Source organism: Pseudomonas sp. FFPRI_1, assembly GCF_055384485.1.
In genome coordinates this window covers 3,803,047-3,816,775 of record NZ_AP029168.1, presented here as the reverse complement: position 1 = coordinate 3,816,775, position 13,729 = coordinate 3,803,047, and the positions used below count along the sequence as shown (strand labels likewise).

Here is a 13,729-nt window from a genome sequence, read left to right as displayed (position 1 = left end):
GCCGGGCCGCGCATCGGCGCAGCCCCGCGTCTACTTCACTCAGGCGACGATGTCAGTGACCGCTGCCTGGCCGATGGTGCTGACCAGGAAGTCCGCCACGCCATGCCCGGAGAAATCCACGGACAGGGTGCTGACGCCACCGGAGGTGGTGAGGATGGCATCGCCCGCCGCGCCGGTGAAGGCGTTGACGAAATGCAGCCCCGCACCCTTGGTGATCCCGGTCAGATCGATCTTGTCCAGGCCGCTGACAAAATCCATGATCTGATCGGCCGCACCCGGCTTGGAATCGGAACTGGCAGCGAACACGAAGGTGTCCGAGCCCGAGCCGCCCCAGAGCTTATCGGCCCCACCGGCACCGTAGATGATGTCGTTGCCGGCACCGCCACGCAGTTCGTTGGCGGCATTGTTGCCGATCAGCAGGTCGTTGCCCGAACCGCCAATGGCGTTCTCCACGGTCACGCCCTGGGCAATGGACACGTTACCCACCATGCCGCCAACGTCGGAGAACGAGGCTTCATTGAGGTTGATCTTCTGGTTTTGGGTAAAACCGGAGAAGTCCAGGGTATCGTTGCCGCCACCGTCCCACACCGAGAACACCAGCTTGTCCGAAGACGAACTGGCGCTGTAGAAATCACGCCCGGTGTTGGAGTTGAAGCCGTAGGTGGTGTCGCCGGCACGGGTGGCGTAGTTGGCGCCGTAGAGCTTCTGGATGGCCGCGATATCGTCCATCAGCGGGCCGGACGAATAGGCTTCGACCCCGCCCTTGCTGAAGTTCTGGCTGGTATTGCTTTCACTCCAGTAGCTCATGACGCTGTAGCCACGGGTGTCCTGGCCGTAGGAGGCGTCCTTGTAGGTGGGATTGCCTTCGCCGGCGTTGTAGTCGCCAGGGTGAGCCAGGCCCAGGGTGTGACCGATCTCATGGGTCAGGGTCTGACGGCCATAGTTGTTCAGATCGGGGTTCTTGTTCTGGGTGTAACTGCTATTGATCAGGTACCACGACGTCCCGTCATACCCGGCACCGGTGCCTGGCAGATAGGCAAATGCCGCCGCGCCATCCTGGCCACCGCTGTAGTTGCCGAACGTCATGTGACCGTCGCCACCCGAGGCTTTCTCGGTGAAGACCACATTGGCCACATCGGCCCAGGACTGCATGGCCAGCACTGCCTGGGCCTTTTGCTGGGCGCTGAACTGGCTGAACCCGGAGATGCCATGCTTGTACATGGTGCTCGAGGAGGCCGAGGTCAGGAAGGTATAGGTCAGATCGATCTTGCCGTTGGCGTTCAGGTCCTTGTAGGCAGCACCGTCACGCAGCAATTGCGTGGCGGCCTGATCCACCGAGAACGACGGTTTGCCATTGACCGTGAGATTGCCGCCACGGTCGTACTGGTGGCTGAAGCTATTGATCTGGTTATACGCCGAACTTGCTGCCGCCAATGGCACCAGTTGTTGTTCGGCAGCATCAATAGCGTTCACTTTTACTTTCGACATAAACACACTTCCTTGTAATCAATGGAACAGTTTTTGTCAGATAGCGACAATCCCTGGCGAGATCGTCCTATCACTCGCCCTAAGCAGGCGCAAGAAAACTGACACAATTTGAAATCTGGCGTCCACTACTTTTTTGACGCCAAATTCCACTGTTCCGACGAACTCCAGCAAACAATGACCATACAGTCGAAAGATTCTTTTTCAACTGATTAACGGCAGCCATTGTCCGACAATCTACAATTTAATAATTAAATATCCATATAGACAGTTATGCCGACTGTGTCGCACTTCTTAGTCCGTCAACTTCTGTTCCAACCAGTTAGTTCCAATGCCTCGAGCAGCACTTGCGAGGTCAATGCCGGCACGTGCACCCCGTCGGCGCTGGTCATTGGCTCGCCGGCGAGCAGGGCGTTGATGATGGCCTCCTCCACCGCTTCGGCGGCAGCGCTGAACAAGGGCGAGATGTGATCGTTGTTGAGCATGGCCAGTGAAGTGCTGAATCCCAGGTCCTTGCGCGAATAATCCGCCGTGGGCAGGTCCCGGTTTCCCGTGGCAAAGGCCAGGAAGATATCGCCACTGGAATCCTCGGTGCCGCCTCCGGTGCGGGCAATGCCGATGGACGCACGCTGCGCCAGGCGCTGGCATTGATGGGGCAGCAAGGGCGCATCGGTGGCCAGGATCACCACGATCGACCCCATGCCCGGCGTGCCACGCTCGGCAAAGGGCGAGGCAATCGCTCCCAGGTGGCGCCCCACCGGGTAACCGTCGACCCGCAACTCCTCGCGCTTGCCATGGTTGGCCTGGACCAGGGCACCGACGGTGTAGCCGCCCTGCTCCGCACTCAGGCGCCGCGAAGCGGTGCCGATGCCGCCCTTGAACTCGTGGCAGATCATCCCGGTGCCGCCGCCCACCGCCCCCTCGGTCACCGGACCGGATTCGGCCCGGGCCATGGCTTCGAGCACCTGTTGCGGGCCGACATGCTGGCCCCAGATGTCATTCAACAAGCCATCGTAAGTCTCCATCACCACCGGCATGCACCAGTACACCGCCGGGTCCTCCAGGGCCTCGCGCTCCAGGGCAATCAGCGTATCGCGCACCACGCCGACGCTGTGGGTATTGGTGATGGCCAGCGGCGTGGTCAGGGTGCCGGCCTCGCGAATCCACTCCAACCCCGTGGCGTCGCCATTGCCGTTGAGTACATGGCAACCGGCAAAGCAGGGTTGCTGCCGGGCATGCCCGTCCCGGGGCTGGATCAACGTGACCCCGGTGCGTACCTGCTTGCCTGCCAGCGTGGTGTTCAGGGTGCTGTGCCCTACCCGCACCCCCGGAACATCGGTGATCGCATTGAACGGGCCCGGTGTCCCCAGGCCCAGGCTGATGCCCAATTGACGTGCTCGCATAACCACTCCTTACAATTTCTGGAACGCCGGGCTGTACCGGCCGTTAGTGCCATAGAGGATCACCGACAGCGCCAGCAGGCCGATAATCACCATGATGTCCCGCAGCGACGCCTCAAGAAACAGATTGATCAACAGATACCCCGCCCCGAGCACCGCCAGCAGCGCCGGCAACGGCCACAGCGGCATGCGATACGGGTGCTCGCGATCACGCAGCAGTATCCGGCTCATCAGCGCACTGAGGGCCACGATCAGGTACACCAGCATGATCAGCAGCACGCTGAAGGATGTCAGGTCCGCCAGGTTGGAACTGAAGCTGAGCACCGCCGAGGGAATTGCCAGGAACAGCGTCGCCAACCAGGGCGAATCCCAGCGCGGGTGAATCCGAGTGAACAGGCGGTTGATGGTTGGCGTCCACAGAGCGTCGCGGCCACTGCTGAACACCACCCGACCGATCTGGATGACGATGGCGACAATGGCGTTGAACACCGACAGGAAGATCCCGGCACTGACCACCCGGGCCAGGGTTTCATTGCCATGGCTGGTCAACAGGTAGCCGATGGGGTCGGGGCTGGCGAGCATCGCACTGAGCGATGGCGCGCCTATCAGCAAGGCAGTAATCGGCACCAGCTCGATGATCACCACCAGCGCCAGAGACCAGAGCACCGCCTTGTGCACGCCTCGCCCCCGGCACTTCATGTCTTCGGCCAGCAGCACCGCCGGCCCATAGCCGTTGTAGGAAAACAGGCCAATGCCCACGGCGCCGATCACCAGCGCCCAGGGTGCCATCTGCAACACGCCGTGATCGACGATCTGCGGTTGCAGAAGGATGCTGATCGGCTGCGCCGCGTTGCCGAACCCCAGCCAGACGATCACCAGCAGTGCCGCAATCTCCAGCAACAGACAGGTCCCGGTGATCCAGGCGTTGAGCTTGATGTTGAGGATGCCCAGCAGGTAGCTGCAGACCACAATCACCAGAGCCACGGTCTGGGAGTCGAAATTCGTGCCCAGGGCGTTGTTCAGGTAGGTGGCGGCGCCAGTGGCCAGCACCGGCGGGATGAACAGCAGCATCACCAGCACCGTGAGGAAGGTGGCGTAGCCGGCCATGCCGCCGAACACCCGCTTGGCGTACACGTATTCGCCACCGGCGCTGTTGTGGGCCCGCCCCAGTTCGGCGTAGCAAAAGGCAAACATCAGCGCCAGCAGGCCGGCCATGACGAACGCCAGGAACACCCCGCTGCCGGCCTGATGGATGGCAAAGGGCGCGATCACGAATACCGAACTGGCAGGGGTCACGCCGGAAACCGTGATCGCCACCACATCGAACACACTCAAGGTTGGTTTCAGCGCACCGTCTGGCGCGGAGGGAGAGCTCATGTCGTTATCCTCGTGTTTATTGTTGGTTTGAGGCAGAAACGAAATTCATCGGGCGGTGTGTTCTGGGACACACTAGGTGGGACCACTCTAGGCAGTCGGGGTGTGGCGACCAATTCCCCTATTGGAGTACTCCTCTTGACGGCAACCGGCAAATCGACGAAACCGTGCCAGGACACTTTCTACGGATCAACGGAGCAACGCCTGTGAGTAATCTGTTCAGGGAGGTCGGCCTGCACGCCGGCCTGGGTCGCACCCTCACACTGATCGGCCACCCGCGACTCTGGAAACAGCTGATCCTGTTGCTGCACCAGGCCACGCCGTTCGACAACGCCCTGGCGATTTTCTACCCGGTGGATGGGCCGCCCCGGGCCCTGGAGGAATATGACGCGGAACCCAGCAGCAAACCGGCGTCGATGCTCACCTACCTGAACGGCCTGTACCTGCTGGATCCGTTTTTCCAGGCCTGCCGCGAGGGCTACCCCAGTGGCTTGTACCGCCTGGAGGAAGTGGCCCCGGATCACTTTCGCCAGAGCGAATACTTCCTCAGCTACTTCCACGACAACGTGCTGGAAGATGAAGTGCAGTTCATCCTGCAACTGCCCGATAGCGGCACCCTGTCCCTGTCATTGGGCCGGCAGCGGGTGTTCAACAGCGATGAAATCGGCCAGCTCACGACCTTTGCCGCCTGGGTGCTGCCGCTGATGCAACAGCATTGGCAACACAGCCAGATACGGCCCCAGACTCCGGTGGCCGAGGAAATGGCCAGCCAGATTCGCGACGCCCTGAGCCATTTCGGCAGTGCCGTGCTCTCGGACCGTGAGCTGGAGATCGCCCGGCTGATCCTCCGCGGGTTCTCTTCCAAAGCCATGGCTGAACGCTTGAAGATCTCGCCGGACACCATCAAGGTGCACCGCCGGCACCTCTACGCCAAGCTGGATATCTCCAGCCAGCCCGAGTTGTTTTCGCTGTTCATCCAGTCCCTGGGGCATGACCTGGAAAACCCCTGAAACCCTTGCACTGCGTGCTGTTGCCTGTCGTTTCGGGTTTCTGCGTTTTTGCCTTCCTGCCTGCGTGCGGACTTGCCCGCCTGTCTACCTACCTCCTGCATGCCTACCTGTTCCTCCTGCATCCCTGCCTGTTCCTACGGCATGCCTGCCGTAGGAGTTGGCTTGCCAGCGAAGGCGCCCTCGGGAGCAATACAACATTCAAGGGCCTCTTCGCCGGCGAGCCGGCTCCTACAGGGTCAGCAGAGGTCTCTTTGAGACGGCGCGGAAGTCCGGCTCCTACGCGTTCAGGGAGCGGGCACGATAATCCCGGGGCGACTGTTCGAAATGTTTCTTGAAGGTCCGGCTGAAGTGCGCCGAATCGGTGAAACCCCATTTGAAGGCGATGTCGGTGATCGACTCGTTGCGCAGGTGTGGATTGCTCAGGTCCGCCGCGCTGCGCTTGAGCCGCGCGCGCTGGATGAAGCGACAGACGCTGTCCCCCTGCTCTTCGAACAGTCGGTACAGCTGGCGCACCGAGATGTTCAACTGACCGGCCAGGGACACCGGGGTCAGGCCCGGCTCGTTGAGGGATTGCTGGATCAACTGCCGGGCCTGATCCTGCAAGCCGCTGCCATGCAGGCGCTGGTCAAAGCCGTCCAGGGTGCCGATGGTCTGGCGCAGGGTAGGACCAAGCAGGGCAATCAACGCTTCCTGCAAGGCCTGACCTTCCTGCTGGGCGGCGCAGCCCTGCAGTTCGCCGGCACAGACCTGCTCCACCAGCAGGCGCATTAGGCGACCGCTGGCGCAGTTCTGCGACAGCTTGCCGAATTTGCGCTGCTGGGCCGGCAGGTGGCGATAGACCTCTTCCCGGCACAGGTGGAACGAGGCGTGCTCGATCAGGCCGTGGGGCACGATCTCGCAGGCCCCGGCGGAATCCAGCAGGGCCATGTCGCCAGGAGCCAGTTCGACGCTCTCCCCGCCCTGGCTCAATCGTGCGTGGCCACTGCGCTGGATGATCAGGAAGCAATGGCGATCGTCGTCCTGGTCGACCTTGGTGCCCTGCCGGGAAATCAGCCCGGCGTTGGTGCGGATCTGCGCCACTTCCAGGCCGGCATAATCCTGCAGGCCCACTTCTCCGATGAACAAGGCAGGATTGCGCGCCGGACGGGCATCGAATCGACCGCAAACGCCCTGCAGGGCGCCTACCCAGGAACTGAAACTATGCGAAGCAAGCACTGTGCACCTCCAGAAGCCGGTTCAGACCGCCTTTGTTGTTATGGCGATATCATTAACATGTTATCTATTTGCCAGGCAAGGCGCCTGACAGCATGGATAGTCTGTTATGGCTTAAGCAGGGTGTATGCCAGTGCATACGGTTATGTCAGTCAGAATTCTCGCAGAAGGTTGTACAACTGGACGAAGCTGCCCAACAGCGCTGTTCGCTGCTCTGCGCTCAAGCGGATGTAGCGCCTGAACCCCGGCAAGCGGTTGACCACTTCGCTGGCGCCGAAATGCTCCAGGTGTATCTGCCAGCCCTGGTCGTCACGGCGCAGTTCCAGGCGCTTGAAGTCCAATGGCAGCAAGTGCCCCAGCAACTGCGGATCGTTGCGCAGCCTTTGCAGCAACGGGTCCCATTCGCCAGCCTCACCGGCGAGCAGGCGCGCGGCAACGCCCTGGCGGCGAATCGCCCCGGTGTGGCGCATGCGAATGCGTGCCTGCCGGGACTGTTCGCAGGGTACCTGTACGTGCCACTCGCACACCACGATGTGCATCAGGAACTGCGCCTGGGCGCGTTCCTGCACAACGAGTTCCAGGCCGCTTCGTGGGCAGCGGAACACCCCTTGCGCAGCACTGTGCTGTGTAAAATCAAGCCCGACCAGGTCCCGGCGCACCTGCCCCAGTGTCACCCCCGGCCGATAACCCGAAGGCGGCCGGTGCCAGAACTCAGAAAGGTTTAGTCGCCAGCTTGAAAGGCTCATCAGACAGGTTCTCCCGGGAAGTGGCGGTTGCATCCGGCGCCAGGTTCAGGGCCTGTTCCAGGACCTCTTCCACCGGCACCGGGCGAAACGGATTGACCTTCTGCACCAGCAGGGTCCAGGCCAGGGCATACAGCGCGGTCAGCCCCAGCATGCTGCCGAACGGCACATAGATATCCCGCGGGTTCATCCCTGGCGGGGTAATGAACCACATGCCCAGCAGGATACCCACCGAGGACAGGATCTGCGGCAGCGGAAACCAGGGTGATTTATAGGCACGAGGCAGGTCTGGCCGGCGGATGCGCAACATCACCACCGACAGGGTGACCAGCAGGTAGGCGGTGCTCCAGGCACAGACCGCCGCCAGCACCAGATGCATGATGCTGTCAGTGCTGCCCCCCAGCCACCAGGCGTGCAGGCACGGGATCAGCACCGCCACGGCAATGCACAGCAGCGGCGTCTTGAAGCGCGGATGCAGGTAAGTGAAGACCTTGGGCAGCGCACCGTCCAGGGCCATGCCATAGAGAATCCGCGGCAACCCGGCCATCAGCGTATTGATGGTGGCCGCACCGGCGAACAGCAGGCCGATCCCCAGCCAGATGCGGCCGAAGGGCCCCATGATCTGCTCGGCGAAATGCGGGATGGCCATGGGCGTGTCCAGCAAATGGACACTGCCATCCTCGCTCAGGGCAAGGTTCTCCACCTGGCGCTTCATCGCCGCGCCATAGATGAACATGCACAGCGCCACGCCCACCAGCCCCAGGGCCATGGCGCGGGGAATGGTCCTCGCGGCCTTGCGCACATCGGGGGCCAAGGGAGTAACGAACTCGCAGCCAACGAACATGAACATGGCCATGCCCACCAGGGACAGGATGGTCGGCAGGTCGGTGCCCACCATCGAGGCCCCGAACCAGCCGTCCAGCTGCACCGCCGGCGCCTTGATCACCCCCAGCACGCCAAACACCATCAGCGTGATCCACATGCCGAAGGTCAGGATCACCTCGGCACGGCTGAAGGCGGTGATCCCCACGGCGTTCAGCAGGCCGAAGAACAGTACCAGCCCCACTCCCACCAGCCAGGCGCTGCCGCTTTGCTCCATGAGGGTATTGAGGGATTCGAAATTCACCAGGGCCATGATGCCGCTGAGGATGGTTTCCGCGGTCCCGGCGAACACATGCACGATCAGGTAGGCGGACAGGGTCCCGGTTATGGCGAAGAAGCGCCCCAGCCCGCAGGCCAGGTAGTCATAGACCGAACCGTTGGTGGGCAACAGGCAGGCGGCTTCGGCAAAGGTGGTGGATTGCGCCAGCATCATCAGCAGGGCAATCAGCATTGCCACGGCGAATGCACCGCCGCCGATGCCAAAGCCAGTGGTGGCGGTGAGGATCACCGGGCTGGCCATGATCAGGCCCACGGCGCTGGCCAGCGCGGTGGGGAAACCGACGACACCCTGGTCCAGGTGGCGGCTGAGTCTGTCGTTGAGCGACATGGTGGCAAACCTCGAAAGCATGGGTTGATGATTGTTGTTCTAGGCATTTCAAGGGCACGCCCGGCAAAGGCGCAGTAGGTTGGCTGTCTGGCGCAGCTCAAGGATGAGTGTTGACCGGTTTCCCGGCACCGGGTCCTGCAACGCAAGCGTGCTGGCAAGGGCTTCCTCGCCGGCACGCCGATTCACGGGGGGTCAATAGGCGATGCACACCGACTTGTTCTCGGTGTAGGCCTCGATGGCTGCATGCCCCATTTCGCGGCCGATGCCCGATTGCTTGTAGCCGCCAAAGGGCATCGACGGGTCCAGCATGTTGTGGGTGTTGACCCAGACGGTGCCGGCCTTGATCTGCGGAATCAACTGCATCACCTGCCCCAGGTTGTTGGACCAGATGCTCGCCCCCAGCCCGTACTGGTTGTCGTTGGCCAGGGCCACCACCTCCTCCAGGGTGTCAAACGCCGTGGCTACCACCACCGGGCCGAAGATCTCCTCGCGCACCAGTTGCGAATCGCCGTGGGCATCAGCCACCACGGTCGGACGCACATAGAACCCCTGGTCACCATGGGCAACGCCGCCACAGAGCACCCTGGCCCCCTCCTCGACGCCACGGGCGAGCATGCGCAGCACCCGTTGCTGCTTGGCGGAAACCAGCGGATTGATCTGCGCCTGTTCATCCAGGCCCGGGCCGATGCTCAGGGAACCGGCGATGTCCACCAGCCGTTCCAGCACCTCGGTGTAGATCTCGCGCTGGATGTACAGCCGTGACCCGGCCGTGCAGACCTGCCCCTGGTTGAAGAAGATCGCCGCCGCAGCGCCGGCGGCAGCGGTCTGCGGATCGCAGTCGTCGAGCACGATCACCGGCGACTTGCCCCCCAGCTCCAGGGAGAAGCGCGTCATGTTGTCCACCGCGGCATGGCCAATCAGCTTGCCGACCTGGGTCGAGCCGGTGAACGCCAGCTTGTCGATCCCCGGATGAGCGGCCAGCGCCGCCCCTGCCTCCGCGCCGCTGCCGGTCACCACGTTGACCACCCCGGGGGCGATGCCCGCCTCCAGGCACAACTGGCCGAGGCGCAGCGCGGTCAGTGGTGTCTCGTCTGCCGGCTTGAGCACCACGGTGCAACCGCAAGCCAGGGCCGGAACGATTTTCCAGATGGCCATCAGCAGCGGAAAGTTCCACGGCACAATGGCCCCCACTACCCCTACCGGCTCCGGCACGGTATAGGCCCGGTACTGCGCCCCGGGGACTGCGGCGATGGAAACATCCAGGCTCTTGCCTTCGATCTTGGTGGCCCAACCGGCCATGTAGCGGGTGAACTCCGCTGCCGCGCCCACTTCCAGGGCCCGGGCCAGGTGAATCGACTGCCCGTTGTTGAGGGTCTCCAACTGCGCCAGTTCCTCGCCATGGGCCTCCAGCAGGTCCGCCAGTTTCAGCAGCAGGCGCTCCCGGTCAGCCGGGCGCAGCGCCTTCCAACTGCCTTCGAAGGCCCGGCGCGCGGCCGCTACCGCCAGGTCGATATCAGCCTGGGCGGCGGCGGCCACCTGGGTCAACTGCTCGCCGCTGGCCGGGTTGTACACCGGCATTCGCGCACCGCTGAGCGCCGGCTGGCTATGGCCGTCGATCAGCAGACCGTGCTGGCTGTCTATGAATGCGGCGACGCGTGGGTCGATGGCAACGCTCATCTTGATTCCTCTGGATTGGACCTTGTTCGATAAGGACTCTGAGCCCAAAGGCCGTCGCCGTCTTGACCCTGGCTGCCGCAAAACTTGGCCCTGGCTGCCAGCCAGCAGCGCAGGACTGGGACGCATAGCCATCCATGCCCACCACCTGGCAGCCTGGATCAAATGCCCTGGCACACAGAAGCAAGCCAAGCGTCTATAAATGACGCACTAATAGACCCACGCTGTCCGTGCGTTATCAGGAGACTCAACGTGAGCGAACCAAGCCGTTTCTGGCACCCCATGCTGCACCCCAACGAAATGAAGCAACGCGAGCCGATCCGCATTGTCCGTGGCGATGGCTGCTACGTGTATGACGACAAGGGCCACCAACTGGTGGATGGCGTTGCCGGGCTGTGGAACGTCAACGTCGGCCACAACCGCAAGGAAGTGAAGGCCGCGATCACCGCGCAGCTCGACGAACTGGAGTACTTCCAGCTGTTCGACGGCGTCAGCCACCCCCGTGCCGAAGAACTCTCGCGGGTGGTGATGAACCTGCTGGAGCCCGAGGACATGCGCCGGGTGTCCTTCAGCTCCGGCGGCTCGGACGCCATCGAGAGCGCCCTGAAGCTGGCTCGCCAGTACTGGAAGCTCGAGGGCCAGGCCGACCGCACCAAGTTCATTTCCCTGCGTCAGGGCTACCACGGCACCCACTTCGGGGGAGCCTCGGTCAATGGCAATACGGTGTTTCGCCGCAACTACGAGCCCTTGCTGCCAGGCTGCTACCACATCGACACTCCCTGGCTGTACCGCAACCCCTACAGCCAGGACCCGGAAGAGCTGGGCAAGATCTGCGCCGACCTGCTGGAGCGCGAGATCCAGTTCCAGAGCCCGGATACCGTGGCGGCCTTTATTGCCGAACCGATCCAGGGAGCTGGCGGGGTCATTGTGCCGCCGGCCAACTACTGGCCGCTGATCCGCGAAGTTTGCGACAAGTACGGCGTACTGCTGATCGCCGACGAGGTGGTCACCGGCTTCGGTCGCAGCGGCTCGATGTTCGGCAGCCGCCTGTGGGGGGTCAAGCCCGACATCATGTGCCTGGCCAAGGGCATCACCTCGGGCTACATCCCCCTGGGCGCCACCGTGGTCAACCGGCGGATCGAGGAAGCCTTCGAAAAAAACGCCAACTTCACCGGCGCCATCATGCATGGCTACACCTATTCCGGGCATCCGGTGGCCTGCGCCGCGGCCCTGGCCTGCCTGGACATCGTGGTCAAGGAAGACCTGCCGGCCAACGCCGCGAAGATGGGCGACTACATGCTGGACAAGCTGCGGCCCTTCGCCGAGCGCTTCGACAGTGTTGGCGAAGTGCGCGGCCAGGGCCTGATGCTGGCCCTGGACCTGGTGGCGGACAAGAGCACCCGTGAACCCATCGACCCCATGAGCGGCTACGCCAACCAGGTGGCGCAGATCGCCCGGGACAACGGCGTCATGGTGCGCCCGGTGGGCACCAAGATCATCCTCTCGCCGCCTCTGGTGATCCAGCAGGCACAGGCCGACGCCATCATCGACGCCCTGGCCGAGGGTTTGAGCAAAGCCCGCCGCTAGTCACCAGCACAGGCTGCGGTCGACGGGACGACGATCGCAGCCTGCCTCCTGCCTACCGGAGCTTGCCAGGTACCCTGCCCATGGTTTTCACTCGGCACAGTACTCTGCATGCTCCCTGCACGTAATCGTCTTTCCTACCCGAGCTGCTGCCCGGCGGGCAGTCCAGGAGCCCTCCGATGATCCCATCCGCTTCCTTGCCCGGGGCCCATGAGCTCGGGCAACGCTGCATTGCCGCCTTTACCCGGGTGGTGCCAGCGACCCTGTGCGCGTTCTACCGCATCGATCCGCACCTGCAGGCCCAGGACTTCTCGCTGCACCGCATGCCCGCACAGATGCATCAGTCGTACCTGCAGCGCTACCGCCACTACGACCCGCTGCAGCCACGCCACTGTGCCGCCGCGGGCCGCCCGGTGCTGTCGCTGCACATGGGCATGGCCCAGCAGCAACGCCATGAAGCCGAGGTTTACCAAGGGTTCCTGCAACGCCACGGGGTACTGGATGTGGTAGAGATCCTCGCCTGTGACGGCGAGCGCCCCATCGCCGGCCTGTCATTGCTGCGCGACAGCAGCCTGGGGCGCTTCAGCGTCGACGAACTGGAGACCTTGCACACCTTGCAGGGCCTGCTGGAAATCGCCGCCCTGGCCCCCTATTGCCAAGTCGATCAGCGCCTGGCCGGGCTGACGCCACGGGAACGGGAGATTGCCTGGCTGCTGCGCGACGGCGCGGACAACAAGACCATCGCCCGGCGCCTGGACCTGGGGCTGCCGACGGTCAAGACCCACCTGGTCAACCTGTTTCGCAAGGTCGGGGTGGTCAATCGCACGGAACTGGTGGGCACGCTGTTCTTGTAGGGCGTCGCCCATCAACCATCCGGTTGATGTTCAGCCCCGGATCGAAGGCTGAACATGGGGCTCTCCCTCGACAGACAAGAGCCCTGCCATGAACTCGCAACCTGAATGGATCACCGTCGGCGCCCTGGCCGACGGTTTTGCCGGTGACAACCATATCCTCCCGGCGCTGGATGACCTGGATGGTCGTACCCTGACCCTGTACTTCGACAATGGCTGGCAGATCGAGCACCGCTTCGGCGCCCGGACCCTGCGCTGGAACCGCGTCGGCGAACCCGCCAGCATCGAGTTGCCCTACCGCGCCACGGCGCTGCGCCCAAGCCTCTACCTGGTGGACTTTCTCAAGCAGGAGCAAGGCCAGACTCACTCCATCAGCCTGATCCTCGATCTTGAGCAGCACTGCTTCACCGCGGTTGTCGGGCAAATGCCGAGCCAGGCCGAGGCCAGTGTCGACCTGTTCAGCCGAGCCCTGGCCGGTGGCGAGCTGACGTCGGTCAAGGCGCAGTTCCTCCACGGCAGCCTCGACACGCCGCCCACGGCAAACACCCCACGCCATGAGCCCACCGACGAGTTGATCGGCTTGCGCAACCAGTATGTCTACAGCGCCAGCGAAGCCTATGAACACATCTACCTGAACGCCAATTTCTACAGCTGGCAATGCCTCAAGGGAGTCGAGCAAGGGCTGGCCGATACCGACCGCTGCCACTCCTACAAGATCGCCGACCAACTGTACCTGTTCGTCTGGCGCGAGAAGATCGTACCGACCCTGGGCCTGGTACTCATTGACCTGAAGGCCGGGCGTACCGACGGCAAGATCTTTGGCTACCAGGGCGCGGACTTCAGCAGCGCCGCCAACTTCCCGGTCGGCGCCCTGGCCCAGGTGCTCAACCGCACCCAGCACCGCTGA

At 63.1% G+C, this 13,729-nt stretch carries 11 protein-coding genes; 4 read left to right on the top strand and 7 right to left on the bottom strand.

Features of this window, described 5'->3' with window-relative positions; all coding sequences use genetic code 11:
- Positions 1-39: 39 nt before the first annotated feature.
- From ACZ5BO_RS17025 to ACZ5BO_RS17015, 3 genes are all read right to left on the bottom strand, one after another.
- Positions 40-1,488, bottom strand: a complete 1,449-nt coding sequence (locus ACZ5BO_RS17025) for a serralysin family metalloprotease (protein ID WP_025129072.1) — start codon at positions 1,486-1,488, stop codon at positions 40-42.
- A 299-nt stretch (positions 1,489-1,787) separates the two neighbouring features.
- A complete protein-coding gene (locus ACZ5BO_RS17020) occupies positions 1,788-2,888 on the bottom strand; it encodes a DmpA family aminopeptidase (protein ID WP_025129073.1) in 1,101 nt (366 codons plus the stop codon).
- Between the two features lie 9 nt (positions 2,889-2,897).
- The gene (locus ACZ5BO_RS17015) at positions 2,898-4,262 is read right to left on the bottom strand and encodes an APC family permease (RefSeq protein ID WP_025129074.1); all 1,365 of its coding nucleotides are present in this window, start codon (positions 4,260-4,262) and stop codon (positions 2,898-2,900) included.
- A gap of 203 nt (positions 4,263-4,465) precedes the next feature.
- Here ACZ5BO_RS17015 and ACZ5BO_RS17010 point away from each other — a divergent pair, with 203 nt between their 5' ends.
- The gene (locus tag ACZ5BO_RS17010; RefSeq protein WP_025129075.1) at positions 4,466-5,269 is read left to right on the top strand and encodes a helix-turn-helix transcriptional regulator; all 804 of its coding nucleotides are present in this window, start codon (positions 4,466-4,468) and stop codon (positions 5,267-5,269) included.
- A gap of 276 nt (positions 5,270-5,545) precedes the next feature.
- Here the strand turns inward: ACZ5BO_RS17010 and feaR are convergent, their stop codons facing one another.
- The 4 genes from feaR to ACZ5BO_RS16990 all read right to left on the bottom strand — a co-directional run bounded on the left by feaR (position 5,546) and on the right by ACZ5BO_RS16990 (position 10,390).
- Entirely contained in the window at positions 5,546-6,484 is a 939-nt protein-coding gene (feaR, locus tag ACZ5BO_RS17005) for a transcriptional regulator FeaR (protein WP_464695819.1), read from the bottom strand.
- Positions 6,485-6,633: 149 nt separating this feature from the next.
- Complete coding sequence (locus ACZ5BO_RS17000) at positions 6,634-7,227, bottom strand: DUF3156 family protein (RefSeq protein ID WP_464695818.1); 594 nt, start codon at positions 7,225-7,227, stop codon at positions 6,634-6,636.
- Positions 7,193-8,713 (bottom strand): APC family permease, encoded by a 1,521-nt coding sequence (locus tag ACZ5BO_RS16995; protein ID WP_464695817.1) that lies wholly within the window; start codon positions 8,711-8,713, stop codon positions 7,193-7,195. Before ACZ5BO_RS16995 ends, ACZ5BO_RS17000 begins: the two co-directional genes overlap by 35 nt.
- A gap of 192 nt (positions 8,714-8,905) precedes the next feature.
- Positions 8,906-10,390, bottom strand: a complete 1,485-nt coding sequence (locus ACZ5BO_RS16990) for an aldehyde dehydrogenase family protein (protein WP_464695816.1) — start codon at positions 10,388-10,390, stop codon at positions 8,906-8,908.
- Positions 10,391-10,639: 249 nt separating this feature from the next.
- On the opposite strand from ACZ5BO_RS16990, the gene ACZ5BO_RS16985 reads away from it, so the two are divergent.
- The 3 genes from ACZ5BO_RS16985 to ACZ5BO_RS16975 all read left to right on the top strand — a co-directional run bounded on the left by ACZ5BO_RS16985 (position 10,640) and on the right by ACZ5BO_RS16975 (position 13,729).
- Positions 10,640-11,974 carry an aspartate aminotransferase family protein gene (locus ACZ5BO_RS16985; RefSeq protein ID WP_025129080.1) on the top strand — a complete coding sequence of 445 codons (1,335 nt, stop codon included), beginning with the start codon at positions 10,640-10,642 and terminating at the stop codon, positions 11,972-11,974.
- Between the two features lie 176 nt (positions 11,975-12,150).
- Positions 12,151-12,825 carry a helix-turn-helix transcriptional regulator gene (locus tag ACZ5BO_RS16980; RefSeq protein WP_464695815.1) on the top strand — a complete coding sequence of 225 codons (675 nt, stop codon included), beginning with the start codon at positions 12,151-12,153 and terminating at the stop codon, positions 12,823-12,825.
- An 88-nt stretch (positions 12,826-12,913) separates the two neighbouring features.
- The gene (locus ACZ5BO_RS16975) at positions 12,914-13,729 is read left to right on the top strand and encodes a molybdenum cofactor biosynthesis F family protein (RefSeq protein WP_464695814.1); all 816 of its coding nucleotides are present in this window, start codon (positions 12,914-12,916) and stop codon (positions 13,727-13,729) included.